This is a genomic window from Shewanella basaltis (assembly GCF_023283885.1).
Taxonomy (GTDB): Bacteria; Pseudomonadota; Gammaproteobacteria; order Enterobacterales; family Shewanellaceae; genus Shewanella; species Shewanella basaltis.
Genome location: NZ_JAKILA010000023.1, coordinates 1 through 26,739 on the forward strand (window position 1 = coordinate 1; position 26,739 = coordinate 26,739).

General features: G+C 42.9%; 21 protein-coding genes and 1 pseudogene. 14 read left to right on the forward strand and 8 right to left on the reverse strand.

Annotated features, from left to right (window positions below; genetic code table 11):
- The first annotated feature begins 1,011 nt into the window (after positions 1–1,011).
- From L2703_RS15255 to L2703_RS15295, 9 genes are all read left to right on the forward strand, one after another.
- Complete coding sequence (locus L2703_RS15255) at positions 1,012–1,758, forward strand: hypothetical protein (RefSeq protein ID WP_248971940.1); 747 nt, start codon at positions 1,012–1,014, stop codon at positions 1,756–1,758.
- A 296-nt stretch (positions 1,759–2,054) separates the two neighbouring features.
- Positions 2,055–2,627 carry a hypothetical protein gene (locus L2703_RS15260; protein ID WP_248971941.1) on the forward strand — a complete coding sequence of 191 codons (573 nt, stop codon included), beginning with the start codon at positions 2,055–2,057 and terminating at the stop codon, positions 2,625–2,627.
- Positions 2,628–4,271: 1,644 nt separating this feature from the next.
- Positions 4,272–5,531 carry an efflux RND transporter periplasmic adaptor subunit gene (locus L2703_RS15265; protein WP_248971942.1) on the forward strand — a complete coding sequence of 420 codons (1,260 nt, stop codon included), beginning with the start codon at positions 4,272–4,274 and terminating at the stop codon, positions 5,529–5,531.
- 41 nt (positions 5,532–5,572) lie between these two features.
- Positions 5,573–5,794 carry a hypothetical protein gene (locus L2703_RS15270; protein ID WP_238106831.1) on the forward strand — a complete coding sequence of 74 codons (222 nt, stop codon included), beginning with the start codon at positions 5,573–5,575 and terminating at the stop codon, positions 5,792–5,794.
- Positions 5,795–5,916: 122 nt separating this feature from the next.
- Entirely contained in the window at positions 5,917–6,615 is a 699-nt protein-coding gene (locus tag L2703_RS15275) for an ABC transporter ATP-binding protein (protein ID WP_238107202.1), read from the forward strand.
- A 10-nt stretch (positions 6,616–6,625) separates the two neighbouring features.
- Complete coding sequence (locus tag L2703_RS15280; protein WP_238106832.1) at positions 6,626–7,939, forward strand: ABC transporter permease; 1,314 nt, start codon at positions 6,626–6,628, stop codon at positions 7,937–7,939.
- A gap of 29 nt (positions 7,940–7,968) precedes the next feature.
- The gene (locus L2703_RS15285) at positions 7,969–9,177 is read left to right on the forward strand and encodes an FtsX-like permease family protein (RefSeq protein WP_248971943.1); all 1,209 of its coding nucleotides are present in this window, start codon (positions 7,969–7,971) and stop codon (positions 9,175–9,177) included.
- Between the two features lie 152 nt (positions 9,178–9,329).
- Positions 9,330–10,739, forward strand: coding sequence for a sigma-54-dependent transcriptional regulator (locus tag L2703_RS15290; RefSeq protein WP_248971944.1), 1,410 nt, complete (start codon positions 9,330–9,332; stop codon positions 10,737–10,739).
- Entirely contained in the window at positions 10,739–12,082 is a 1,344-nt protein-coding gene (locus tag L2703_RS15295) for a sensor histidine kinase (protein WP_248971999.1), read from the forward strand. Before L2703_RS15290 ends, L2703_RS15295 begins: the two co-directional genes overlap by 1 nt.
- A 452-nt stretch (positions 12,083–12,534) precedes the next feature.
- Here the strand turns inward: L2703_RS15295 and L2703_RS15300 are convergent, their stop codons facing one another.
- From L2703_RS15300 to bufA2, 3 genes are all read right to left on the reverse strand, one after another.
- On the reverse strand, positions 12,535–13,344 hold the full coding sequence (locus tag L2703_RS15300; protein WP_248971945.1) for an HvfC/BufC N-terminal domain-containing protein: 810 nt from the start codon (positions 13,342–13,344) through the stop codon (positions 12,535–12,537).
- A 2-nt stretch (positions 13,345–13,346) separates the two neighbouring features.
- A complete protein-coding gene (gene bufB / locus L2703_RS15305) occupies positions 13,347–14,285 on the reverse strand; it encodes an MNIO family bufferin maturase (RefSeq protein ID WP_248971946.1) in 939 nt (312 codons plus the stop codon).
- Positions 14,286–14,417: 132 nt separating this feature from the next.
- Positions 14,418–14,876: a BufA2 family periplasmic bufferin-type metallophore gene (gene bufA2, locus L2703_RS15310; protein ID WP_248971947.1), complete on the reverse strand. Its 459-nt coding sequence runs from the start codon at positions 14,874–14,876 to the stop codon at positions 14,418–14,420.
- Positions 14,877–15,203: 327 nt separating this feature from the next.
- Here bufA2 and L2703_RS15315 point away from each other — a divergent pair, with 327 nt between their 5' ends.
- Positions 15,204–15,587, forward strand: a complete 384-nt coding sequence (locus tag L2703_RS15315) for an MAPEG family protein (protein ID WP_238106835.1) — start codon at positions 15,204–15,206, stop codon at positions 15,585–15,587.
- Positions 15,588–15,690: 103 nt separating this feature from the next.
- Here the strand turns inward: L2703_RS15315 and L2703_RS15320 are convergent, their stop codons facing one another.
- The gene (locus L2703_RS15320; protein ID WP_248971948.1) at positions 15,691–15,945 is read right to left on the reverse strand and encodes a hypothetical protein; all 255 of its coding nucleotides are present in this window, start codon (positions 15,943–15,945) and stop codon (positions 15,691–15,693) included.
- A 95-nt stretch (positions 15,946–16,040) separates the two neighbouring features.
- Between L2703_RS15320 and L2703_RS15325 the strand changes: the two genes are divergently transcribed.
- The gene (locus L2703_RS15325; RefSeq protein ID WP_428848666.1) at positions 16,041–16,703 is read left to right on the forward strand and encodes a uracil-DNA glycosylase family protein; all 663 of its coding nucleotides are present in this window, start codon (positions 16,041–16,043) and stop codon (positions 16,701–16,703) included.
- A 1-nt stretch (position 16,704) separates the two neighbouring features.
- Here the strand turns inward: L2703_RS15325 and L2703_RS15330 are convergent, their stop codons facing one another.
- On the reverse strand, positions 16,705–17,208 hold the full coding sequence (locus tag L2703_RS15330) for a YcxB family protein (protein ID WP_248971950.1): 504 nt from the start codon (positions 17,206–17,208) through the stop codon (positions 16,705–16,707).
- A gap of 88 nt (positions 17,209–17,296) precedes the next feature.
- Positions 17,297–19,939 carry a [protein-PII] uridylyltransferase gene (glnD, locus tag L2703_RS15335; protein ID WP_248971951.1) on the reverse strand — a complete coding sequence of 881 codons (2,643 nt, stop codon included), beginning with the start codon at positions 19,937–19,939 and terminating at the stop codon, positions 17,297–17,299.
- 77 nt (positions 19,940–20,016) lie between these two features.
- On the opposite strand from glnD, the gene L2703_RS15340 reads away from it, so the two are divergent.
- The 3 genes from L2703_RS15340 (at position 20,017) to L2703_RS15350 (ending at position 24,411) form a co-directional block, all read left to right on the forward strand.
- The gene (locus tag L2703_RS15340; protein ID WP_248971952.1) at positions 20,017–20,730 is read left to right on the forward strand and encodes a 16S rRNA pseudouridine(516) synthase; all 714 of its coding nucleotides are present in this window, start codon (positions 20,017–20,019) and stop codon (positions 20,728–20,730) included.
- A gap of 64 nt (positions 20,731–20,794) precedes the next feature.
- The gene (locus L2703_RS15345; RefSeq protein ID WP_248971953.1) at positions 20,795–21,751 is read left to right on the forward strand and encodes a LysR family transcriptional regulator; all 957 of its coding nucleotides are present in this window, start codon (positions 20,795–20,797) and stop codon (positions 21,749–21,751) included.
- A 335-nt stretch (positions 21,752–22,086) separates the two neighbouring features.
- Positions 22,087–24,411 (forward strand): OmcA/MtrC family decaheme c-type cytochrome, encoded by a 2,325-nt coding sequence (locus L2703_RS15350; RefSeq protein WP_248971954.1) that lies wholly within the window; start codon positions 22,087–22,089, stop codon positions 24,409–24,411.
- Between the two features lie 156 nt (positions 24,412–24,567).
- On the opposite strand, the pseudogene L2703_RS15355 reads toward L2703_RS15350, so the two are convergent.
- Both L2703_RS15355 and L2703_RS15360 read right to left on the reverse strand, forming a co-directional pair.
- Positions 24,568–24,783 (reverse strand): annotated as a pseudogene (locus tag L2703_RS15355) (hypothetical protein).
- A gap of 371 nt (positions 24,784–25,154) precedes the next feature.
- On the reverse strand, positions 25,155–26,693 hold the full coding sequence (locus L2703_RS15360) for an MFS transporter (protein WP_248971955.1): 1,539 nt from the start codon (positions 26,691–26,693) through the stop codon (positions 25,155–25,157).
- Between the last annotated feature and the right edge of the window lie 46 nt (positions 26,694–26,739).

Genomic DNA, 26,739 nt, shown 5'->3' on the forward strand with positions numbered 1-26,739 from the left:
ATGGATGTGAGTTATTATAAAATCTCATTGAGCTTTCTCCTGTTGGTTTGGTCACCTTAAGCATACCGCTGATGCGGCTTGCTAGGGAGGGGGCTCAATGAGTATCAAGGCGCTGCTGTCGGACAAGTTTTCCGCTGCGCTCCAAACTTGCCGCAGAGCGCGGCGTTAGTTGTCTCCGAGAATTACCGAACGGGAAACACAGTCATGCATAGCCATAAAGTTATTCTGTATGCAGGAAAATCCTGCTACCTAAATATGATGTGGGTATATTCCGTTATCGGAGTCCCATCCGTCTATTTCGGGCTGTCTGGCACCGTATTCGTAAAAACGGTATTCTTTTTCACTGGCTCGCTAATATTTTGGATGCCGTTGTTATTGACGTGTATTTTCTTTCACTCTAGATCATTGAAAACCGACGAGGAAGTCGCCAGCTTCAATGCATTAACCGATAAAGAAAAAGGGAGGGTTATTGGTGAATATATCTCATAGCTTTAACCCAACAACTAACAAGTTAAGCAAGCGGGACGCCGTAAACGGCGCCCATTCTTAAGGCGTTAAGAGAAAAGGAAGAAAATTGGAAATCGAGTTTGGAAACTTTCCGTCGCTAGTGATACTAGTTGCACTCACATTGTTCGTAGCACTACCAGTGAAGCTCTCAGCGTCGTTCGTCGGAGCTAGTGAGACAGGGATAGTTCGATCATTCGTGGCGATGATAATTCCAGTAATTATTGTAGTTCTATTGGGTAGCGAGATTCCGCCCGTGGTATTTGCTTATCCATTTATCCTATTTTTGTCCATTATGTTTGTTTTGAAAACGGACTTCATAGGGGCTGTAGTAATATCACTAATATCGGGGTTTATTTACTATTTAGTAGTTGTAAACTTTATTTCAGGAATTTCAATTCAGTGATAGCTCTTAACAAGGCCAAGCACAATCGCCCACAAAAAGCTGTGGGCTGGACTCGCTACGCTCGCCCGTGTTGGCGGCGTTATATTTTTAAAGGAATTTCGGTGAAAAATCTAATAATTGTATTGTTTCTTGGTGTTTTTGTCCTTCTTTCTGGTTGCGCTTCAAAAAGGCCTATAAGTCTACCTAGTGAAGCCCGTATCGGTGTTTACTCTAGTGTGACCGATAAAACAAATAACAATATATGGGATGAAACTACAGCACGAGCAGACCAACAAAAAGATATTATTATTGATGTAAATTGGGGTTTAAAAGGTAAAGTTGAATCTAGTTTAGTTAATGAAGCCGGAAAGAAATGGTCAATAGATGCTTTAGTGGTAACAAATATTGAAGCGAGTTTAGGTGCTGGTGACGCTATATCCTATGGTTTTAGTTCTGTTTATGAAAAGTTCATCCCTGCACTGACCGAAGTGAAAGAAAACTATGATTTAGATGTCATAATCATTGCAAAACCTGCATGGCGCCATTATCACGGCGAAACCCCTCTATATAATAAAGGTATCGGTATCCAATCTTTTGAAGATGGCCTGACGGGTCATGTGGCTGTAGAAATATTTGCAATTGATTTACATACAATGAAAATAATTTTTCCTGCAGTACAGGACGGCATTACCATGCAGCCTTTCATTAGAAACTTCGATTTACCAGATAGTTATGCAGATGTCGATCGCGCTTCAGGCAAAGTGCTAATAAAAGATGCGTATAAAAATAAAGTGTTTGCGGAAGTAGATAACATTATTAGTTGGTACATTAACGAAGTACCGATTAGCTTTAGTGCTAAAAAAATATAACAAGGCAATTATAAGCGGACAAATTTTACTGTGCCGCTTTTTGCTATTCCGCTTCGCGGGCAAAAATCAACCCAGCAAAATTAGCCGTATATTGCGGCGTTGAGGCTGTAGAATTTCTCTTTTTATTGAAAAATAGCCATTTTTTAGGGTTCCAAATGCATTACCTAGTGTCTTAAAAACGCTTAGGATTGATTTGAAGAGCTCGTTTTTTATTTGAATTTGACTGTTAGAGTTATTCTACAGTCCCGTTATGCTTTAAACAACAATCTATCCATCTTAACCTCAAAGGAATGAATATGAAAAAAACTATTATAGCTTTAACTACAATGGCTTTATTAATTCCCTCCGCTTATGCAGAAAACTTAAAAGACTCTGTGCCACAAGCAAAAACAAAACTAGAACAATTTAGTGCCAAAACGGGCGTTATACTAATTAGAGGTTTTCAGAAAATTGGTAGCGCTCAAGGTCTTTATAGCACTTCAGTAAACATTGAAAGTAAAGAGTTCACAAATGTAACGGATGGTTCAAAACAATATGGCATCACTATTGAAACTTTTAAAGAAGATGGTAGATATGACAAACAACATACTTCTTTTATAGATTTTGAAGAAATCGATTCGTTAATTCAAGGTATTGATTATATAAGTAAAATAAAATCAGATGTAACAAAATTTGCAGATTTTCAAGCAGACTATACAACTAAAGGTGAGTTAAAAATTTCCACATTCAATTCTGGAGATAAGCTTATGGCTGCAGTAACAAGCGGTACCATTGGTGGTGTTGCTGCATATTTTAACATTGATGATCTCGCTAAGTTAAAAGAATTAATTCTGAAAGCAAAACAAAAAATCGAATCAATTAAATCATGACAAGATACTATGACCCAATAACTATGATTAAGTTTTAGCTATTGAGGCTAAACATCATTCTTCTGACGATAAATAAACAACAGTTTGGTGTAACAACCAACTAATTCAAAACTCGTACAACCCGCGTATACAGGCGCCTTAGGACTAGGCGGGAGGGTTCAAATCTCTACCCCCTTCGTCACATAAAGAAATTAATTTTTATAATTACTGATCCTTAACATTGAGGAACGCGTTTAAAGGGTTTAATTAGCCCGTGAGCTTTATTAATCTCCCAATAATGTTTACTGAACATGTATTTATAGCCATGAATATAATTTTATTTTGGCAGCTAGAGCTAACACGCTTCTGTCCACAAATGCTTATATGCTTTGCTTAAAAATGTACAAATTCAACTCTGAACTTGAGGCCGTTGAAGACTCTTTATAAAAGAATACGTGAGCAGGTTATGGCCTTTCTCGCACATCCTTGTGCTTCAAGGCATTCAGGCATCCTGCCTATCAGAGCGAGCTAGCTTTGGAGGGGAAGGGGCGTTCCATCTGAAGCGTTAGCATTTTCACTCTTTACTACAAGATGGGCCGAAGCAGGTTGCAAACGAAGTTAAAAACTGGCTCAATTTCCGTCGCAATTTTTTCGCTGCTGTAGTTTGGTTAAAAAGCGAAAATGTTGCCGGAACGCTGAGGGATTGCAAAGGTTGATTGATGATACAAATTATGGGTGGCACTTTTCGTTTTAGATTTACAGGGATACATAGAAGCATCATGATGAAGTCGAACAAAATAATACTACTTATCACTTTTTTAATTTTTATGAGTTTCCTTGCTACAGGTGCAATCTTTTGGAAAGCAGCAAAAGATGAAATTTTCTACCTTTGTAGTAATTTTTCGACTGGTGTTCTGGAATCAAGTGTCATTAAGCAACTGAATACAGCTAACTTATCCAACTATACACATACAAACAATGAAAATGGTTCAATTATTGTGTTTAGGAGTAGACTCTATTTTGTGGCTAATCAATGCATTATAGAGTTAGATAAAAATGGACAAGTTGTGTTCTCGGACTTCAAATAAAGATGCCATGCTTCCCTCATACCGCGGGCTTGCCTCAAATAAGCCCCTTGGGCAAGGATTCGAACTCACGGATAGGGTAGGGATAACAATTTCACTACGTTGAGTGCAAAACGACCAAACAACAAAGCAAACACCTGGATTCCGGCTCAAAAGCATTGCCGGAATGACGTCGTATTTGGCCCGGGCAGGGTGGAGCCTTGTCGCCTCAGTATTCGTGGCCGCAGGCCAAAAGTACAAAACGGCCATAAAGAACAAAACACCTCGATTCCGGCTCAAAAGCATTGCCGGAAAGACGCCGTATTTGGCCAGTGCAGGGTGGAACCTTGCGATCTTAAGCGTTAGTGGCCGCAGGCCATAAAGTACATAAGTACAAAACAAAGTGTCCGCTCGGACACTTTCTCACTAACCGGACAGTTTTTACACCTGTCCGCGGACACTTTTAAACTGTTCAAACACCCTTTTAAATTATTATCTTCATGAAAAACAACAATAAATAACAACTGGCATGGCTTGTGCTTTATCTTGGGTATAAACGTGAAGTGGTACGTGCTGCTAACGTATTACCTAAGGATTTGACATGATTAAAGACACAAGTAGCCAAGATACCGTGATTGCGCCAACGTTAGGCCGTAAATTGCGCTTGCCGTTGATGATAGGTTGCGGTGCCATATTAATGAGTGCATTGGTGTGGGCGAGTTTGAGCCATGACAGTCACCAGCGTTCGGTTGATGGTGCCGATTTACGCTTGGCAACTTTAATCCGTGGCACCTTGGTGCGTGACATTGCCACCACAGGTAAAATTGTTGCAGCTAATGCGCCCATTTTATACAGCACTGAAGAAGGCGTGGTAACCCTATTAAGCCAGCCTGGCGATGAAGTTGAGCTTGGGCAGGTGGTGGCCAAAATTGAAAGCCCGCGCCTACAAAGCGAGTTGCAACAACAGCAATCATTACTTGAAGGAATGCAAGGCAGCCTTGAGCGGGCTAAGTTAGATGCGCGCCGTGAGCAATTGCGTGTTAGTCAGATTTTAGACATGGCCAAAGTGGATTTAGCAGCGGCAGATCGTGAAAGCCGTCGTGGCGATCAATTGATTGAGTCGAGCTTGATCAGCAAAATCGATTTTGAAAAAAGCAAAGATGACTTACACAAAGCCAAACTATTACATAAACACGCCCAGCAAGAAGTCGAGTTAATGCGCGACACCCTCAGTTTTGAAATTAAAAACCGTACCCTTGAGGTTCAGCGTCAGGCCTTAGTGGTGCAAGAACTCACCCGCCAAGCCAATGCACTTAATATTGTCGCCCCAGTGAATGGCATTATTGGTAACTGGCTGGTGGAACAAAAAGCCCGCATTGCAGCCAGCCAACCCATATTAACTGTGGTCGACTTAACCGCTTTTGAAGCAGAACTTGCTGTACCTGAGTCTTATGCCGATGAACTGGGCCTAGGTATGGATGTCGAGCTCAGTTTTGGTAGCGAAAATGTGGTTGGCCAATTGTCGTCAATTTCACCTGAAGTGCGTAATCGTGAAGTGACCGCCAGAGTGCGTTTTGCTAACAGTGACCGCTTATCGTTACGTCAAAATCAGCGCTTGTCTGCCCGAGTGTTACTGGAAAACAGGCCCAATGTATTAATGGTTAAACGGGGTGATTTTCTTAATATGGGGGGCGATGTGGCATACCAAGTTAATGACACCATTGCACATAAAAAAGCCGTTAAATTGGGCGCACGCAGTATGAGCCAGGTTGAAGTACTTGAAGGCGGTGAAGAAGGCGATGTGTGGGTGATATCTGGCACTGAAACCTTTAAAAATGAGCCCACAATTCAAATCCGATAAACATGTTAATGAAAAGACACTCAACTGAGTAAGGACATTCAATGACTTTGATTCAACGTAGACAGCTTATCGCACTAGCCGCATTATTTATTTTGGCGATGGCTGTAAGTTATCGTATTGATAATCATACAGATTGGTTATCGGTAAGTTTGCAGCTAATTGATATGAGCAGCCAGGTATCGACTCGGCTAAGTGATGTTACCCCAGCCGTGAGTTTGCATATAGGTATCAGCGACATGCTTAACATTAAGCTGTTGCTTTAGTTAACGGTAGCGACATTAATCGCATAAAAAAGTCATTATCAACGCCGTATTTAAATTAGCAAAGCCCCATTATTAGCGTTAAGCGCAGGGGTGTGGCAACAGAATTAACCAAGGAAACCATTATGTTATCCATGAAAAACATCAACAAAGTGTTCAAAACTGACTTAGTTGAAACCCATGCACTACGCGATTTTAGCCTTGAAGTGAACGAAGGTGAGTTTGTTGCGGTTACCGGACCTTCTGGCTCAGGTAAAACCACCTTTTTAAATATTGCAGGTCTGCTTGAAGGCTTTAGCTCGGGCGAATACAGCCTTGATGGCGTGAATGTGTCTAATTTAAGTGATAACCACAGCGCAAAAGTACGGAATGAAAAAATTGGGTTTATCTTTCAGGGGTTTAATTTAATTCCTGATCTTAACTTAGCCGAAAACGTTGAAGTGCCACTACGTTATCGCGGTATGAATGCCAGTGAGCGTAAGCGCCGAGTCGAGTCTGCCTTAGAGCAAGTGGGTTTAGGCGCGCGAATGAAGCATTTACCGACGCAATTGTCTGGCGGACAGCAGCAACGTGTTGCCATTGCGCGGGCGTTAGCTGGCGAACCACGCTTTTTACTCGCCGATGAACCTACCGGTAACCTAGATAGCTTAATGGCGCGCCAGGTGATGGAGCTTTTAGAGAATATTAATCAGCAAGGCACCACCATTATTATGGTGACCCACGACCCAGAATTGGCTCGCCGTGCTCAGCGTAATATTCAAATTGTTGATGGCCAGGTGTGTGACTTTTCGATGTACCAACCTGCTGCAACCGGCACTCGCTAAGGGGAACATCATGTTTTTTTATTATTGTGATTTAGCCTGGCGAAGTATTCGTAAAACACCAATGTTATCAATGCTAATGGTGTTAGCGATTTCGATAGGTATTGGTATTACCATCACCACGTTAAATGTGTATAAAACCATGTCTTATAACCCTGCGGGCGAGCGCAGCGAGGTGATTAACTCGGTGCAGCTTTGGAGCCAAGGCTTAGATACCTGGGATGATTTTATTTCAAACATTACTTATATCGACGCAATGAATTTGCGTAATAACCAGCAACTAAGCCTAAAAGCAGCGACCTTTCGGACCGGCTTGGCGTTGCAGTCTGACAACCCCAAAATTGAACCTGTTTTACAAAGTGTAAGGGTGACAGACCGTGATTTTTTTAGGATTTTTTCGGTGCCCTTTTTATACGGCAGCTATTGGGACGCCAGTGTTGATTTACGCCCAGCGTATCAAGTGGTTATTAGCCAAAAGCTAAACTTACGCTTTTTTGAAGGTAAAAACAGTGTGGGTAAAACGGTATTTTTGGACCGTAAGCCGTATCAAATTGTGGGGGTGATTGACCACTGGAATCCCCAACCAAAATATTACGATCCGCTTAATGGTGCTTTTAACGACGCAGAAGAAATCTTTATTCCGTTTTCGTTGACCGCTCAAGAAGAGTTTGATGTGTGGGGTAATACCAGTGGTTGGAAATTCGAGCCCATGATCACTTACAGTGACCGCTTAGCGTCTGAAAAAGTGTGGATTCAGTTTTGGACAGAGCTTAACAGCGAAGATGAAAAGCAACATTACCAAAGCTGGCTGACCCGCTATGTTGAGCAGCAACGCGCCATTGGTCGCTTTACCGATACCGCTAAATCGGCAGCAGAAGCGGTGCAAATTAGTGATATCGATAAATGGCTTGAAGACAATAATGTGGTGCCACAAGACAACAAAATACTCGTTGGCCTCAGCTTGCTGTTTTTAAGTGTGTGTTTGGTGAATATTCTTGGGTTATTGCTGACTAAATTTTTAAAACGCGCCCCAGAGGTTGGTGTTCGACGTGCCATTGGGGCCAGCCGTGGGCAGATATTTAGTCAGTATATGGTTGAAGTAGGCATGATAGGGTTTATTGGTGGGCTGGTAGGCTTGTTATGGGCTTGGGGGTCGTTAACTGCGCTACACAGTTATTTTTCAATGGATCAAAGCGTTACTGGGCTTGATGCCAGTATGTGGGTTATTACACCGTTAATTGCCATTTCGACAGCCGTACTCGCGGGCATTTATCCGGCATGGGTTGTGTGCCGCACTAAACCTAGCGTGTATTTAAAAGCGCAATAACGCCAGTGTAGGTTAAAAAGGACATCGCCATGTTACATATTAAACCAATTTTATCCAGTTTGATGCGCAGTAAAAGTTCACCCATTTTATTGTTATTACAAATTATTTTATCTGTTGCTATTGTTGCTAATGCCAGTTTTATCATTTATGAACGTTTATCGTTAATGCAGCGTGAATCGGGCTATGCCGAAGCGCAAATACTCACCTTTAGCGTGTACAACTTTGACCCCGCGATCGATAACATCAAACAAAATGAAGTCGATCAACTTATTTTACGTGCCTTACCCAATGTGATTGATGCCAGCTCCAGTAATATGCTGCCATTAAGTGATAGTGGCTGGATGGACCGTTACGTTGACGGCCCTAACGAAGATACCGCTAAAAGTACCCCGGGTTTTGCTTTTTATTTGGGTAACGATCATTTACTCAATGTGATGGGGGCTAAATTAGTTGCTGGACGTAATTTTAATCCAGACGAAATCAATACCAATATCGACGACCCTGGTATGTTGGCGATAGTGTCACAGCCTTTAGCCAAAGCCTTTTGGGGAGATGAGTCACCACTGGGTAAAACCATGTACCAGGGGACGCAAACTGTCACCATTATTGGTGTGGTTGATAAGCTACAAGGGGCATGGGTCGACCATGAAAACTTTGAATACAGTGTGATCCAAAATGTTGATTTTGGCGGTAGCAGTAGTAATAAAATGTATATGGTGCGGGCATTACCAGAGCATATCCCTGCATTAGAAGAGGCAATTCGTAGCGCGTTACACGCCGAAAACCCAAACCGTGTACTGGATAACTTTCAAACCGTGGCAGAGCTTAAAAACCTCAGTTACAGCAATCATAGGTTAATGGCGACAGTATTAAGTATGATGGTCGTGTTGCTGTTACTGATCACCGCATTAGGATTAACCGGTATGGTGATGTTTAACATTCAACGCCGCACCAAACAAATTGGCACACGTAGAGCGCTTGGGGCTCGTAAGCGCGATATTATTCAATACTTTATGGTTGAAAATTACTTAATTTGTATTGTGGGCGGCGTGATTGGTGGCGTATTAGCTTTAGTGCTTGGGCAGCAACTGATGTCTTTATATAGTTTACCTATGGTGCCAGTGATTTATCCTATTATGTCTGTTATTGGTTTACTGGTTGTGACAACCCTAGCGGTCATCGTGCCAGCGACCAAAGCGGCCAATATTTCACCCGCTATGGCCACGCGTAGTGTGTAGGTGGCGCATCATTACAGACTTTGTGTTAGGCACTAGCTTGTGTTTTATGTGAGACAATCATTGCTTATGTATTGAATGTTGCCTTAGGCTTGTAGACGTGGCTAATACATACGGATATTTGGATATAACTCAATGAGAACAACATCATCGTAATGGATACTATTTTAATTGTTGATGACAATCACGCCATTTGCCAAGCACTTGCGTTAATGATTGAGTTGCATGATTACCATGCCATTTTTTGTCATTCACCTGATGCAGCTATTGATATTGTGACCCACAAAGAGATCAGCTTGGTGATCCAAGACATGAACTTTAGCCGCGACACGACCTCGGGCGAAGAGGGTAAACAGCTGTTTTATGCATTGCGCCAGTTACAGCCCAATTTACCGATTATTTTAATGACGGCTTGGACACAATTAGAAACTGCAGTCGAGTTAGTTAAAGCGGGGGCCGCTGATTACATGGGTAAACCATGGGACGATGCTAAGTTGTTAAACAGTATTAGCAATTTATTGTCTATTTACCGTTTGTCTCAGCAAAATAGCCAATTAAACCGTATTCACAGTGACCGTATGTCGGTCATTAATGGCGCTGATTTATGCGGTTTGGTGTTTGCCAGTGGTGCCATGCAACGTTGTGTTGATTTAGCGCTGCAAGTTGCCCGTTCTGACGTGTCGGTGATGATCACCGGCCCCAATGGTGCAGGCAAAGACAAAATAGCCGATATTTTACAGGCTAACTCGCCGCTTAAAGATAAGCCCTTTATTAAGGTCAACATTGGTGCGCTACCAATGGATTTATTAGAAGCCGAACTGTTTGGGGCAGAAGCGGGCGCGTTTACTGGGGCCAATAAAACCCGCGTGGGCCGTTTTGAAGCCGCCGATGGGGGAACCTTATTTTTAGATGAAATTGGTAATTTGCCATTGTCTGGCCAAGTAAAGTTATTGCGCGTACTGCAAACGGGAGAGTTTGAGCGCCTGGGTAGCCACCAAACCCGTAAAGTCACCGTGCGAGTGATTAGCGCCACCAATGCTGATTTAGCCGACGACATTGCCCATGGGCGCTTTCGTGAAGATTTGTTTTATCGTTTAAATGTGATTGAGCTGAGTGTGCCGCCACTTAAACAACGCCAAGATGATATTTTACCCCTGGTAAAACATTTTATGGGTGAGCAGTTTATTGTTGATAAAGCGACCCAGCAGGCGTTAATTAATCATTGTTGGTCTGGTAATGTACGCGAGCTTGAAAATGCCTGTAAAAGGGCGTCGTTACTGGCTAAGTCAGCGCAATTAACCGTGGACGATTTTGGTTTAAACACTCACTTAGTTGGCCAAATGACTGCACTTGCAAGCCATGAGCCGAGCCCATCTCTTGCACCTTTATCGGCTAAGTCGCAAGATAATGCCCCCTTGATTAATGAGCCCGATAAACAGCAAATAGAAGCCGCATTAACTGAGCATAATGGTGTGATTGCCAGAGTAGCCAAATCCCTGGGCTTAAGCCGCCAAGCCTTATATCGCCGTATGGAAAAATACGGGATCCGAGAAACAAAATCATGATGTTGTCGCTGCAAGGCAAGCTGGTCATTGCCAATATGCTTAGCTGTTTGTTAGGTGTACTGTGTGGCGCGTTAGTGTGGTTTAGTTTAGGTGATGCTGCCTTGTGGTTGGCGCTGATTGTAATGCTAGTGGTGTGTTATGTTGGCAGCAGGTGGCTTACCACACGACTCAATGAAAGCCTGCAAGCGCTTGAAATCGGTCTGCTTAACTTTAAAGACAACGATTTTAGTGTGTCATTGCATCCCTACGGCGAGCCACAACTCGATAGACTCGTGAGTTTATACAATCAAGCCTCGGCAAAATTGCGTAGCGAGCGCCAGTTTATTTATCAGCGTGAATTAATGCTCGATAAGGTCATTCAGAACTCGCCCAATGTAATGTTATTAATCGATGACGCGCAGCGAGTTGTGTATGCCAATGGTGCTGCCAGGCATTTGTTCAATCACGGTGTCAAAATAGAAGGCATGTTAATGCCAGACCTTGCTGCGTTGCTGCCCGATGCGTTAAAAGCAGCATTGCACAGTGAGCAAGAAGGGCTGTTTTCGATGGCAAGCAGCGATAGTGCGGGTGATGACAGTGGTAATCTTGCCGATAGTGGCGATGTTGAGACCTGGCATATTTCTCGTGGTCGCTTTACTCAAAATAATCAGCAACACCATTTGATTTTGCTTAAACAACTCACCAAAGAGCTTAATCGCCAAGAGGTGGCAGTGTGGAAAAAGGTGATTAGGATTATTAGCCATGAGCTGAATAATTCGGTGGCTCCCATTGCTTCTATGGTTAATTCTGGCAAGTTTTTAACCCAGCATTTAGATAACAACAAGCTGCAATTAATTTTTGATACCATTGAAAATCGCACCACACACTTAAGCCAATTTATTTCGCATTATGCGCAGTTTGCCAAACTACCCCAACCTCAAAGGGAGCTGATTGATTGGGCTAACATGACCCAGCAATTGGCGCAGCAATATCCATTTAAACTGTTATCCCCTTTACCGGTTAAGCCGATAAAACTCGATGCCGTGCAATTAGAGCAGGTTTTTATCAATCTGCTTAAAAATGCCCACGAGTCTGGTACGCCAGCAGACACTGTGTCGGTAATGTTTGAAGAAGTGACCCATCCTGTTAACGGATTGGTCGTTAAAGTAGAAGATCAGGGCTGCGGAATGTCAACCGAGGTATTGTCGCAAGCATTATTACCCTTTTATTCAACTAAACAGTCGGGTACCGGTATTGGTTTGCCATTGTGCCGTGAGATTATTGAAGCCCACGGTGGCCGAATTAGTATGCAAAACCGCCCAGAGGGTGGCTTAAGCGTCAAAGTATGGTTGCCTGCTCAGTAGGGGTAACACTGACAATGATGAATAAAGTCTGATTGTTTCGAGTTATATTTTCCAAAAGAGAGTTAAAGCTGTAACACTATTTGCCTCCCCAATGTAGATAAGAAATATGGCTAGCGGCCATATGCAAATCAGTACAAAGTAAAACAACACCTGGATCCCGGCTTTAAAAGCGTTGCCGGAACGACGCAGTAGCGGGCGTTATTGGTTAATGGTTATTGGTTGTTGGTTGTTGTGTGTTGGTTATTGGGTGTTAGTTGTTGGTTTATCTTTTCTACTTATCAGTTGGTTAATCTTTTGACTTGTCATCCCTGAGTGCTTGTATCAGGGATCCAGGTGTTGCTTTTGGCCTTGCTTAAAAGCATAACAATCAACACCAAGATCCCGGCTAAAAAGCACTGCCGGGACGACGATAAGGTGGTTTTCAAGCACGTCCAGAAATGAGTTAACGTAAATTAGCTGCTCACTACTGCTCGAATTAAGCCGCGTTGAAACCAGGTTTGCATGGTTTGCAGCACCATCATAGGTGCAGATTGCTCATCGTGCCATTGCAACATTTGTTCGCACTGCTCGGCAAAGTTGTTGCCCTGAATAAAACCCTGTAACAAGCTATGTTGCGCTGCAGTTAATGAAACAAATTCTGTTAAGCGCGATTCCCCGCGCCATAACAGCCATGCTCTAGGCGAGTCATAGTCTGGCGAAGGTGGTGTTGTGTCTATTTTCAATGCTTGCCAAGCTTCTACGGCATTACTGTTGCAAGTGAATATTTGTACGCTGGGGTGAAAACGTAAACAGCAATTGGGCCATAATTCTGGTGAAATGGCTTGTAAGTCACTAAAGTTTGCTCGTGTTGAGTCTGCAGCATCAAATGCATTGAGTAAACGGCGTTCAAATCGCGCTAAATCGGCAATAATCGGATACTGTTTAAAAAATGTATCTTGTTGTAAAAACTCCGGTAAACCATCACAAAATTGGCGCAGAGACTTATTGCTTGATGGATATTGATGAGTATAGTCGGCTGCCATTTTATCGAATAAATCGTCACCTAAATACAACCCAAGTAGCTGGTGGTCGGTTTCAATGGTTTCTTTTAAGCGAATTCGGTAAGCGTTAGCATAAATTTGCAGGCGATCATTGGCGCTTATTCCCGCTTGTTCAGACACATTGGCTTTCATCACAGACTTAATGTGTGAATGCTGTGTATCCGAACTCTCTGACAGCAAATACTGCATAAATTGCTGTTGAATCTCAGCTAAACGACTCATGTTTATGCCCTGACTTTTTGCGGTGAAGCGTGATTAGCGCTGATAAGTTTGCCTAAATCATCAAGTGAACGTGTGCCAAATTGCGAACGTGCTAGGGCAGGATCGTCGGGCAAGGTTATCTGAGCTATGTGTTTAGCCTCAAGTAATTCATTATATAACGCGGGGAACTGGGGAATATTGGCATCGCGTTCAATCATGGTGCTCACTGGGCCAAAGCGCTCTAGTGCTGCTTGGTAAAGTGTCCAAACTGACGGTGGCACGTCATGGTCGTGAGTATCAATGACATAATCACCAAAGTCACTGTGGCCGGCTAAATGAAACTGTTGTACCCGGTGTGGGTCGATTTTTTTAAGGTAGTCGAGCGGATTAAAATGATGATTACGGGCGCTGACATAAATGTTATTAATGTCGAGCAATACTAGGCAATCAGCCGCTTCAGCCACCTGGCTTAAAAAATCCCATTCATCCATGGTCGAGTCTTGATATGACAAATAACTTGATACGTTTTCTAGCAAAATTCGTCTACCTAAAAAGTCCTGCACAATACGCACTCGCTCGGCGACATGCTTCACGGTTTCTTCGGTATATGGCAGTGGCAGTAAGTCATGGCTATTAACGCCGTGAATTGAGGTCCAGCAAATATGGTCTGATATCCATTTCGGTTGAATGTCGTTACTGAGCTTTTTAAGGGCTTTTAAGTAATCCATATCTAAAGGATCGGTACTGCCTATCGACATTGATACACCGTGCATTACTACAGGATATTGTTCGGCGATGGCTTCTAAATAATATCGGGGTTTACCGCCAGCAACTAGGTAGTTTTCAGATAGCACTTCAAACCAGTCAATGTCTGGCTGGTGTTGCAAAATGTATTCGAAATGGTCGGTTCGTAAGCCCAAGCCAAATCCGAGAAAGTCTTCTGTAATGCGCGTATCAGGCATGAGGTATCCTACTTTAATGCAAATATTCTAGCTTGGGTTGGGCTAATATTGAATTAGCATAGGGTAGATAGTACGAAAAACGTTGATGGCCCTGAAAAGATAAATGGGTCAGAGCCATCAGACTATACTGAATTAGCTTGTTTTACCGCCAATATCAGCACAAGATTTTGCTGTAGTGCTAACAAAACCAGTACCTTTACAACTTGCCATACCGCCACAAGCGTTATCTGCACCTTTACAATCGTTATGGCCTTTACAGATATTAACACCGTAACAATGTACTAAATCTGCTTGAGTCACCTTACCCACCCAGTCATCTTTTTGCGTACCGCCCACATCAGCACAAGCTTTTGAGGGCATGCCAACAAAACCAGTGCCTTTACAGCTTGCTTGGCCACCGCAGGCATTGTCAGCTGTTTTGCAGTCATTGTGGCCTTTACACACGTTAACGCCATAGCAATGGACTAAATCTGTTTCGCCAGCAGCTAAAGGTGCAGTGCTTGTTTCGGCGGCCATTGCCTGACCTGATAAACTCGCCATTGCCAGTGCTAATGCTGCGCCTGTTAGGCTGGTTTGTGCTTTGGTATTCATAATGCTTTCCTTACAATGTTGATTATTATTGTTACTGCCTCTTCTTGTTACTCGTCACAAGATTGATTTGCTGCAGCTATCACACTTGTTAGGAGTTATGAGTATTGACCGTGAAGTGACTCAATATCTTTCACATTAACGTCTAGGTAAGGCATTTATTTTGGATGTCGACTGGCAGAAACGTAAACGCATGGTGGTAGATTTTTATTTTAATTTATTGAAAATATTATCATTTATATAAGTTTCTGTTAAAGCTGCAATCGATGTTAAGCTAATAAAAAATCGTCAATGAAGACGAATTGATTAAACTAAAGATGAAGGGATACCATGCAAACCATATTGATTTGTTTATTGATAGCCATGTTATTGCCATATATCGCTAAAGTGCCTGTGGCCATGGCGATGACAAAATTGGGCCGTTATGACAATAACCATCCACGTGCGCAGCAAGCGCAATTAACCGGTTTTGGGGCGCGAGCATTGGCAGGGCACCAAAACGCATTTGAGTCGCTCATTGTATTTGGCATTGCGGTATTAACGGCTTTGCTCACCAACAACGTAACCGATGTGGTGGCATTATTAGCCATTGTCCATGTGGTTGCCAGAGTGGTGTACCATGTGTTGTATTTATTAGATTACAGCACAATGCGGTCGTTATCTTGGTTTGTGGCGATAGGCGCGTCGATAGCGATATTTTGCCAAGCTTTTTAAAGCTTTACTGTCATAGCTATAAAAAAAGCCTTGTAATAACCATAAAAAAACGCCTTGTCGGCGTTTTTATGGCAATGGCTTGATACGCGTTGTCATCAGGTTGCTATTGCGAAACCTCTAGGCTGGCAATGCGCTCGTAGCCCATTTCGGTGAGTTGGTCGTTAACGCAATCTAATAAAAATACACCGACTTCATTTTCGGGTAATTGGTCTTCAATGGCGATTTGCTGGCAAGCTTCTTTTAATGACTGGATATCTTTCATTGATGCCTGAGGAAGGGCGCTTGCGTTAAAACTTAATGTTAAACCGCTGGCGATTACTGCGGCAAATGCGATACGAGCAAAAGTTGATGTTGTCATGCTTGTTCCTTCTGTGGAGAACTTTGTTATTGTGACAAATACTACTGCAGCTTAGTTCCTTTGGATATAGCGATTTTTTAAATTGAGCAAAATCGATGTCAGGTATGGAATCTTTACTTATTCAAGTTAGCCAATGCCAGCTTTGTGCCCCCTTTTTAGCGCAGGGAACTCGTCCTGTGGTGCAACTCGACCCTCAAGCAAAAATATTGATCATTGGTCAGGCGCCTGGGCGTAAAGTGCATGAAACGGGTATTCCTTTCAATGATGCCAGTGGCGATAGGTTACGTGAGTGGTTAGGCGTAAGCCGTGAGGTATTTTTTGATGCTAAGCAGGTCGCCATTATGCCTATGGGCTTTTGTTACCCAGGGAGTTATACCGCAACTACTGCTAAAAAAGGTCAATCGGGTGACTTACCTCCTAGACCAGAGTGCGCCCCTAAGTGGCACGCGTTATTATTGGCACACTTAACTCAGGTTAAATTAGTGTTGTTGGTTGGCCAATATGCACAGCAGTATTATTTACGTGAGCATCGCTTAACGATTAATGCTTTAGCCCATAGCGAGTTAGGTGATGACGATATCGCTAACAAGCCCAAAACGCTCACCGAAACGGTAAAGCAGTGGCGCAGCTTTGGGCCTTTATTTGTACCATTACCGCACCCGAGCCCTCGCAATAATATCTGGTTGAGCCGCAACCCTTGGTTTGAACAGGATTTGCTCAGCCATATTCAGCAACGTGTTAGCGAGGCATTAGGGTAAACTACGATTGTTTGCTGGCTATAAAATCAATCGCATTTTGCGTTAAGCAACGTTTAGACAAGTAGGTGGTGCTTTTTTGCAGTGCAATTAAAAAACCGGCATCGGTTTGCGTAATACGGTACACATCTGTCCATAAAATGTGTTGGTTTACGTGAGTAGACTGACTGTGAATACCTTTCTCGTCTATGGTTAAGCTGACGTGATCTCCCGCGGCTTTACTGATCATTTGTCGCCATAACCACCAGGTTTTTTTAAAGCGAATACTGAGCCATTCTACAACGGCTAAACCGATAAAAAAGTAACCTAAATAGTACATTTCTTGGCTATTACTGGGTAATTTCCCCACACTTTCTTGCATTAAAATGGCTAAACCAATCACTGTAAATATCGCAGTTTTACTGTATTGCTTTAGATTAGGTGTCGTATTAACCGACTGAGTAAAGCATTCTTCAAAGTAGGTTTTATCGAGCACATACTCGGCTGTGTAACTAAACGCTGCTGACATGATGACCTATTAGGCTATGGAGTTATTACGATTATCTCATAGTCGTGAGTTTGCTCAAAGCTTGCTGCAAACTCACCACGATAAGCGGTTAACCGGTAATTGAACTTACGAGTGCTACAGACAATTGTTGTTGTTCTATTAGAGTTAATTGTTGACCTTCTTTGTTAGACAATGAAAACACATTGTCTGCTCGCTCACCCACAGTGCTGATGGTGGCAGAATGGATATTAAGGTCGAGTGCTCGAAATGCACTGGCGATTTGTTCCATAAATTCACTGGTGTCCAGCGCTGATACATTTACCAGGGTGCGCGTGGATTTACGTGAATGCAAAAACTCAATAGTTGGGTGGTTATTAAAACTTTGATGCCGTCTTGATGCTCGTTTTTTAGGTAGTTCAACGCCTTGGTCTAGCACCTGATGTAATTTGTTCAGTACTTGTTTACGACGTTGAGCACTGGTGATTGGCTTTTCGTCAAAATCGAGCACCTTAAATGACTCAACCACATAACCGTCTTTAGTGCGGGCTATTTGGGCTTGTTTAACTGAAATCCGCAGTGCCGCTAAGGTGTTGAACAGTTTAACAAAAAGTCCTGTGCGGTCTTTGGTGTACACAAAGACGTCGCTGCAGCCTTTTACTACGGCATCGTCGAGTAAAATTAAGGTATTAAACTGGTTATCTTCAGTCGGTGTGTGGTTATGTTGCAACATTGCTTGGGTGTATCTGGCAATGTCGTCGGCTTCGGCATTACTGAAAAACGCGATAGGTAAACGCTGCCATAATTTTTTTATGGCTAAGGTGGTGTCGGCATCGGCCCTTAGCAGATTGAGTGCTTCTTGCTTGTGTTCGCGCACAATGGTTCGGATCTGCAATACGTTTTCAAAACCGCCTCGCAGTGCTTTACGCGTGATAAAGTACAAATCCTTAAGCAGAGAGGCTTTCCAGTCATTCCATAGGTCGTCGTTGGTTGCTTGAATGTCGGCAATGGTCAGGCAATATAATGCGTCTAGCCGAGTAAGCGTGCCGACCTTTTGGGCAAACGTATTGACAACTTCAGGATCGTATATATCCATTCGTTGTGAGGTAATTGACATCAGTAAGTGGTTTTCTACTAGCCAACAGATTAACTTTTCTTGTGAGGCTTTAAGGCCATGAAACTTGGCAAACATGCTGGCATCCACTGCGCCCAGTTCGCTGTGGTCACCGCCACGTCCTTTGGCTAAATCGTGAAATAGTGCGGCAAAAAGTAAGTTAGTTTTATTAGACATTTTTTGGTAAATGTCTGCCGCCAGAGCTAAGTCTTTGTCGAGACTTTTAATGTCTTTGCCGTAGGCGTAAATGTTTTTAAGCACCTTATGGGTGTGTTCATCAACGGTGTAGGCATGGAATAAGTCAAACTGCATTTGGCCTACAACCTCACGCCACTGCGGCAGGTAAGACGCTAAAATGCCGTGTTGATGCATTAATGTAATGGCTAACCCCATGCCTTCTGGGTGGGCAAAAATGGCTTTAAATTGTTGTCGACAGCGTTGAAAATCTTGCAAGTCACCCATGAGTCGACGTCTTACTTGGCGCAACAAGCGTAGGGTTTCTGCGGTAATACCGACGATTTTGTCGTGGTGAATGGCAATAAACTCAAACAAGGCCATGATTTGGGTGCGATCGATAAACACGGTTTCGTCACGCACGTGAATGTATTGGTCGACTATTTCAAAGTTGTCATTAATCGGGATGATCTCGGGGTTGAGCTGCTCAATGATTTCGCGATGAAAATACGCCATTAAAATTTTGTTTAATTCGCCAATCCGCTTCATTGCCCTAAATAGCTGACGCATCATTTTTTCAATGGCAATACTGCCGCTTTCGCCGATAGACATGCTGTCGCCAAAGCCCATCAATTTAGCCACTTCAGCTTGATATTGCAGTAACAGGCGGTTTTCTGAGCGTTGTGCCGCCTGGTGCAGAGCAAAACGCACTCGAAACAAAAAGTTTTGGCACTCCATTAGTTCGGCGTATTCGTCGTTGGTTAAAAAACCAAAACGACGAAGTGATTGCATGTTAGCAACGCCAAAATGTTTACGGGCCACCCAGGTGAGTGTTTGAATGTCGCGTATGCCGCCAGGGCTGGTTTTTAAATTGGGCTCGATGCTAAATGCAGTACCTTGGGCTTTGGCGTGTCGTTCTTGTTGTTCGCTTTGTTTGGCGTTAAAGAACGCCTGACTTTGCCATAAATCTTGGCCGTATAAGGCGCTTAATACTTGTTGTTGATGCTCGGTATGACCAAACAAATGGCGAATTTCTAACAGGCTGGTTGCGATGGTTACATCGTCTTTACAGGCTTGATAAGTGTCTTTTAAACTTCGTACTGCATGGCCTAAATCTAAGCCGATGTCCCATAATTGAGTTAAAAATTCACTGATTTTTGTGCCATCGCTAGCCGTGAGTTCGCCGTCATGAATGATGCAGATGTCGATATCCGAAAAGGGGTGTAAGGTTTGCCTGCCATAACCGCCAACGGCATTAAGAGAAATAAAGCGGTTGTCGAGTTCAAGCGTTTGCCAGAGTTGGCATAAGAGGGCATCGAAAAAATGCGATCGCTTGTTCAAGGTGTCATTAATTGCACTTTGAAATATGTTGTCTTGTAAAAATAGATCCAGTGACTTTATAGCCTGTTTAAGCTCAGCTGTGGTCATCTCTGGGCGCAAATCTGTACTAGCAGGTTGCGAAAGCATGTTACTCCTTATTAATGTAGTCCTGTTACAGAATAAGGTATTCTTTATGAAATTGGTATCACTCTTAATGAGGTTTTATGGCGTCTAAGCGTGGTCGATTAGATCAGTTTGTTGCACGTGCGTTGCAAGTGTCGAAAAAAGCGGTGCGTCAACTCCTGATTAATAATCACATTTTAGTGGACGGCACTGTGGCTAAATCGCCCGATTTACAGATTGATGAGTTTAGTCATATTGTGTGTAATGACGTTGTTTTACAGCAACACCAAAAGCAATATTACATGCTTAATAAACCAGACGGTGTGGTTAGTGCAACTATTGATGACAAGCACCCAACGGCATTAAGTTTGCTTAAAGGGGTTAACCCTGCCATGTTGCATATTGCTGGGCGACTTGATTTACATTCGACGGGGCTGTTGCTCATTACTAACGACGCTAAGTGGTCTGCTGCATTAATGGCACCAGATCATAAAGTGGCTAAGCAGTATATTGTGACGTTGGCGCATCCGATTAGTGATGACTATATCGAGGCTTTTGCCAAAGGCATGTATTTTGCGTTTGAAGATATTACGACACAGCCTGCACAATTAACGATGTTGTCTGCTCATCAGGCGAGGGTGGTGCTGCGTGAAGGAAAGTATCATCAAATTAAGCGAATGTTTGGCCGCTTTCGTAATCCTGTGGTTGCCTTGCATCGTGAATCAATAGGGGGCATTACGCTCGATAACACCTTATTGCCGGGAGAGTATCGTGTATTAACACAAGCTGAAGTAGATTGCATAATTCAGCACTAGATCAATTTTTTGTTGTTTGTGGCATGTTAATTTATCTGTTCATCGGCAACGGGTTGGATAAAACGTGGATTTACAAGCATTAAAAAAAGTCAGTGAACTCGATGTATTTAGCTTAATGGTATTTAAGTTCATTTATGAAACCGGTTATGCAAATTTTGCTGCAAAAGAGTTGGCTGTGTCTGCGCCCAAGATTAGTCGCTGTTTAACGTCGTTACGCATTATCTTTAATGACGAGCTGTTTTTTCGCCGTCAACAGGGGCTTAAGCCAACGCCATTAGCGGATCGTTTATATCAACCGGTTTGTCAGCTTTGTGACATGTTTAGCCAAATGGAGCGCTCGGTTGAAGAAAACGTCAATCAATGTCAGCGTAGCGTATTGCATGTTGCTGTTTCGCCAAACATTATTACCAGTGTTGCCATAGCGTTAAGTGAGTGCCCTCAAGATACTGTCGGTAAAGTTAGATTACACAGTTGGCAAGCTGACACAGAAGAGCTGATTTACAATGGCGAGTTAGATTTTGGTATTGGTTATGATACCCAAGATTCTCATGGCTTAGACGTTTATCCTATAGCAAGTCCGAGCAATATCTCTATTGTTGGTAATGCGAAACACCCTTTTTGGGATAATGCCGATAACATTAAAATTGAAGATATTGTGCAACATTCGCTGGTGTATTTACGCTGTCGCGGTTTTAATAATCGTATTGATCCATTAGAACTGTATTGCCAAAACAATGGCTTGTTATTAGAAGACATTGAGTATGTTAGCAAGTTAGAGGAGTGGTATTGGCATATATTAACCATGAATAGTTTGTCATTAGCCATTTGCCATGAAGGCTCTTTTGCAGAACAACTGCCACAATTACGCGTAAAGCGCTTACCGAAACTAGAACTTGAACGACTTCACTCAGTGATGCCGATGCCAAATTATTGTTTAATTGAGCGAGCAGAACATTACCGAAGGTATTCTGCCGATGTGAGGCAAATGATAATCAATATCACTCGTTCAGTGTTATTGTGAGCTCAGTCAAGACGTTAATGAACGAATGGGCAGGGATGTCTCTTTAATCGTTATGCTAGATGAAATTTTAAGTATATAAAAATCAATGGTTTATTTTTATAAGTTGTTTGGTTTTCTTTTCTAAATTCATTTCACCCCACCAAATACCTCTTTAGGGTTACAAATAATGAAATTCCCTTTTTCATTTATCAGGATATCCAATAATAAAACTGCTGATTTCTGTTAACGAATTTGCAACCAAACGTCACAGCTTTACTATCTCACGCGGGTATTTTTACTTAAATCCTTATATTTTGTATGTGTAAGACCTACAAATCTAAATCGGGGGATTTAAGATGAAAAAATATAATAGAACAATACTAGCAGCAGCGTTTATTGCCGCTTTTGGTATTGTAGGGTGTGGTTCTGACGGCAGTGATGGTGCTGATGGAGCCGATGGTGTCAATGGCGTTGACGGTGTAGATGGGGCTGATGGAACGTCTGCAGCGCTTACCGTTTCTACGGTTGAAAATGCTTACGACTTTAACTTGCAACTGGACCCAGCAGACATTGTCGTGGTCGGTAGCGATCCTTTTAGTATTAAATTTACGGTATCAGGTAAAGGCTCTGGCAACAAAACCGTGCCTTTTTCAGGCTTAGAGCGAGTTGCGTTATATGTGATGAGTCAGTCAGCTAATACGACTGATTCTGGCGCGCCCATGCTTTGGACCAGCCATACATTGGCAAATAGTTTTGGCAGTAGCATGTATTGTAATTTAACCGGCAGCACTACAGCGCGTGACGGTTCTGTCGTCAATGCTTGTACACTGGTTGAAGATACGGCAAACCCTGGAACCTACATTGGTACTTGGGCTCATGAAGGTAATGCGCCTGTGGTATTTGCCGATGGCGACGCTAATGATTTAGTGCGCGTGATGATACGTGCTTATGATGTTGTTAATGCTGATGGTGATGACATTAGCGATAAAATTTTATCGACACCGCTAGATTTTATTCCTGCAACAGGCGAGTTAGCTGTTTCTGAAAAAGATTCAGTGTCTAATGCAGCTTGTATTAATTGTCATGGCGAGTTAACTGGGTATGACGACAGTGATAAGCGTATTTCAAAAATTGCTGCCCATCATAACTACCAAAAAGTTGAAAACTGCGTCGCGTGTCATAACCCAGCTTATGCAGCCGACCAAAACGACCCTGAATTAGGCTTTAACCCTAATTTTAATGCCATGATCCATACTATTCATGCTGGTGGGCATCTTGCTGAATGGGGTGTATTACAGGGTGATGCAGAAGCGTTTGCTGAAGTTCACTTCCCAACGGAATTGAATGAATGTACTGCGTGTCATGACAATGGCGATCAGTGGAAAGAAAACATTTACCGTGAAGCGTGTGTTGGCTGTCATGTCACGGTGAATTTTGAAACGGGCGAAGGTCATTCTGACTTCGAACTTCCACAAGCTGACGATTCACAATGTATGAATTGCCATGTGAGCGGACTCAGTCCTGCAAGCGCACATAAAGTAGGTAAACGTGCAGAGTATGCTGATTTATTAACCGTAGACTTTACCAGTATCACAGCGGTACCGTCAGCGACGGCTGGAATGCAAACATTGACAATTAAAGCCAATGTAACCATGAATGGTGTTGCTGTAGCAGATGGTACCAACTTAGGCGCTTACAATGCCACAAGTAACCCAACGGGTATGCTACCTGCCAATGGTTTATTGATTGGTAATGTAGATGCAACGGGTAAAGTGAATTCGTGGCGTGACCTAAGCATTAGCCTTAGTCTATCGAGTGGTACTTTATCTGGTGGAGTACTGACGATCGTTAAAGACGTACCTGATGCACAAGCAACTGGCACGATATACATTGGTTCAGAAGCAAATGTGTGTGTTAAATCTGGTAAAGTTGCTGGCTGTGGTGAAGATGACTTAGAGTACGAATACGAAAACCCAATAGGTAATACGTCTTCAATTAAGTACTTTGATCTTGCTGGTGACACAGTTAACTTGATGCGCACAACCGATGCAGACCGTATTACGGTAACAGAAGCTAAGTGTAACTCTTGTCATGGCACACTGGATTATATCAAGGGTCGTCGACATGGTACTTATACCTTTGACCAATGCCAAAACTGTCACAACGAAACTAACGGCGCTTCAGGCCATGATGAATCATGGACAAAAGCTGAAGATGGTTCTGTGGTAGTGACTCCAGATCTTTCTTATGATAACAAAGACTTGGTTACAGTATCACACCGTTTCCACAGTGGTAACTGGAACACAATCGAAGGGATTTACCGAGATCATACTGGCGAACTAATTGGCTACCCAAGCAATGAAACGGATTGTGCCGCATGCCATAAGGATGGAGCAGTATTCTTTGCCGACGATGGTGGATTAACCTCAGGTAAACGTGCGATTAAAGTTGGTGCAACGTCTACTAATGCAGGTTATTACATTTCTCCAGTAGCTGAGTCATGCCGTAGCTGTCACGCTCACTCTAATGGTGCCGCACTTGCTCACTTTAAGAGTAATGGTGCCATCGTAGAAGGCGATGCAATGACTGATTCTGATTTACCTGTAGAGTCTTGTGCAACATGTCATGCTGAGGGTAAAACTTACGGTCTTGATAAAGTTCATTCAACCACTTCTCACTAGGTGAGTCAATAAAACAACTTTTTCTTAATCATCACTTAAGAAGCTAAGCAGGAGGGAGGCAGCAATGTCTCCCTCTTTTTTGGTTTATTTTCACTTATAAGTGCAGCTAGGGTCGCTACGCTGCTAAGATTTTATAGATTCTAGCCGCGCGGCGTTCTAGCAGCGTAGCGCTCTAGGGTCTGTTGATCTTTCAAGGTTATTTTTGCAGCAAATTGTTGGTCTTTTATACAAGGCAGAGACGTTGAAGTGTAGTTATTCTACATAAAAAGTCGATAACGCAGTAAAAATGACCAACAAACGCTGCCCACAGGGTTCGGCTAAAAACGTTTTACTCTTTGTTGAATAGATTTTGCTTAGGTGGCTAGGCTTCAATCCATTCGCCTCGATTAACACGTTTTTAACTCGAACAAAATTCAACCCGCAAAGATCAACAGACCCTAGGTTCTAGACTCAATAATGGTCGCCATTTTATCGTAGATAGCAAAAGGGAGGCATTGTAGCCTCCCTTATTAACCTGAGCTCGGGATAAGGGATGAACTTATACTATTTAAAATCAACATGTTACCCGTTCTCACTTTCAAGCTTGTCATTTGTTCTGCTAACAAGGCTAATTGACGCGTCAATAGCTAGCCTATTGTAAGTCGATTCAACGCAGTGAGCAGAGCAAAGGACTGTTTGAAAGGCATTTGTTATCCCGAGCTCAGGTTTATTAGTATGCAGCATTCATTGAGTGCGATTAGCGATTAGGCTGCCGCTTGTTGGCGCTGCATGGTCAATAACCATTTACCGTAAATAAAGATACCTACAGCTGAAATAATCCCGATAGCGGCAATGATATACCACGCCATACCGATGTTATTGGCTTCATACAGCATATGGGTTAGCGGTTGTGCTTCTATACCAGTAAAATCGACTAAACGCATAAAGGCTTCGCCTTGCGGAATCGCGTCAACGTCGCTTTGGCTCATACCACGACTGACTAACTCATTGCGCGAGATAATCTCTTTAGAGGCATAAATTTGGTAAAGCTTAGGGGCAAAGTAGCCTTCTAATGTCCAACCTATCCCTTGCGGTAACATGACAAAGCCAAGGTACATGGCTTTTTTACCTTCAGGGGCAATGTTGCCCATAAATTCGTTTTTCTTTGGGCTAATCATCATTTCGCCAAAAGAGAACATGGCAATGGCCAACACTATCATCCATGCTGCATTAAATGCACCCACCAACATGATGGCAGTAATACTTAAGATACACCCTACCAACATGGCAGTGGTAATGCGGTATTTAGCCGTAAACGCAGCCACTAAAAAGCAGGTGGTCATGATCATACCAGCGTTAAGGTTTAACATACCTTCAGGCATCACCTTGGTGCCTTCGTTGTTTAGACCAAGCCAGAACTGCAATATGCCATTGCTGGTACCTTCTGGGCCAAACAATGAGGTAACAATAATGCTGGTATCAACCCATTCGGCAATATGAATAGGCAGTACGTCAAACAACGAATTATATAAAAACCAAAAGCCGGCAAACACTAACATGTAGTAAATGACAACAGGCTTTTTTAACTCTCGTAATGCGTCTTTCCATAAGGCTTCTTGTTGGATTTCGCCTGATTTTATTTTTTTGGCACGCTCTAGACGTTCATCTTTACCTGGCTCTTTGTAAGCCAATAAAAATAAAAAATTAAGCGAGATAATGGCTGCACAGGCATAAAACACATTGTCCCATGATAATTGACGCATATGCACAGCGACCAGTGGACCTAAGAAGCCACCGATATTAACCACTTGATAAAAAATACCCCAAGCCATTGAGGTGTTTTCGCGCTTGGTTGACAGTACTAGCGTGCCTTGAATACCGGGTTTAAATACCCCAGTACCAGCGGCAAGCAACATGGCTCCGGCTAAAAATCCCCAAAAGTCTGGGAAAAACGCCATGGTGAGATAACCCATGATTTTAATGATGGTCGAGACAAAAATGGTTTCTTTATAGCCGACACGGTCTGAAATACCGCCGGTAAACACCGGGATAAAGGTTTGCAGCATAGCCCACACTGCAATAATAATACCGTAGTCGTGTAAGTCGATACCTAGGCCGCCTTCAGAGACGGGGGATTTAGCATATAAACCGGCAGAGGCTTTTACGCCATAATAGGCGATACGTTCAACCAGCTCCATGCCGCCGACCAGCCAAAAAATATAACCGAGGCTAGTGATTGATGCCCACATCCCCAGTTGTTTTACTTCACTCAGGTCGTTACCTGAATGCGAATTAGTGCTCATAAGTCACCCTTTATTATTGTGTGTTGAGTTAACGCAAGACACTCTA

Coding starts and splice junctions, on each gene's coding strand:
- L2703_RS15270 (WP_238106831.1), top strand. CDS start 5,573: ATGACTTTGATTCAACGTAGACAGCTTATCGCACTAGCCGCATTATTT.
- L2703_RS15265 (WP_248971942.1), top strand. CDS start 4,272: ATGATTAAAGACACAAGTAGCCAAGATACCGTGATTGCGCCAACGTTA.
- L2703_RS15320 (WP_248971948.1), bottom strand. CDS start 15,945: ATGACAACATCAACTTTTGCTCGTATCGCATTTGCCGCAGTAATCGCC.
- L2703_RS15280 (WP_238106832.1), top strand. CDS start 6,626: ATGTTTTTTTATTATTGTGATTTAGCCTGGCGAAGTATTCGTAAAACA.
- bufA2 (WP_248971947.1), bottom strand. CDS start 14,876: ATGAATACCAAAGCACAAACCAGCCTAACAGGCGCAGCATTAGCACTG.
- L2703_RS15275 (WP_238107202.1), top strand. CDS start 5,917: ATGTTATCCATGAAAAACATCAACAAAGTGTTCAAAACTGACTTAGTT.
- L2703_RS15350 (WP_248971954.1), top strand. CDS start 22,087: ATGAAAAAATATAATAGAACAATACTAGCAGCAGCGTTTATTGCCGCT.
- bufB (WP_248971946.1), bottom strand. CDS start 14,285: ATGCCTGATACGCGCATTACAGAAGACTTTCTCGGATTTGGCTTGGGC.
- L2703_RS15360 (WP_248971955.1), bottom strand. CDS start 26,693: ATGAGCACTAATTCGCATTCAGGTAACGACCTGAGTGAAGTAAAACAA.
- L2703_RS15295 (WP_248971999.1), top strand. CDS start 10,739: ATGTTGTCGCTGCAAGGCAAGCTGGTCATTGCCAATATGCTTAGCTGT.
- L2703_RS15325 (WP_428848666.1), top strand. CDS start 16,041: ATGTCAGGTATGGAATCTTTACTTATTCAAGTTAGCCAATGCCAGCTT.
- L2703_RS15285 (WP_248971943.1), top strand. CDS start 7,969: ATGTTACATATTAAACCAATTTTATCCAGTTTGATGCGCAGTAAAAGT.
- L2703_RS15315 (WP_238106835.1), top strand. CDS start 15,204: ATGCAAACCATATTGATTTGTTTATTGATAGCCATGTTATTGCCATAT.
- glnD (WP_248971951.1), bottom strand. CDS start 19,939: ATGCTTTCGCAACCTGCTAGTACAGATTTGCGCCCAGAGATGACCACA.
- L2703_RS15330 (WP_248971950.1), bottom strand. CDS start 17,208: ATGTCAGCAGCGTTTAGTTACACAGCCGAGTATGTGCTCGATAAAACC.
- L2703_RS15260 (WP_248971941.1), top strand. CDS start 2,055: ATGAAAAAAACTATTATAGCTTTAACTACAATGGCTTTATTAATTCCC.
- L2703_RS15300 (WP_248971945.1), bottom strand. CDS start 13,344: ATGAGTCGTTTAGCTGAGATTCAACAGCAATTTATGCAGTATTTGCTG.
- L2703_RS15340 (WP_248971952.1), top strand. CDS start 20,017: ATGGCGTCTAAGCGTGGTCGATTAGATCAGTTTGTTGCACGTGCGTTG.
- L2703_RS15290 (WP_248971944.1), top strand. CDS start 9,330: ATGGATACTATTTTAATTGTTGATGACAATCACGCCATTTGCCAAGCA.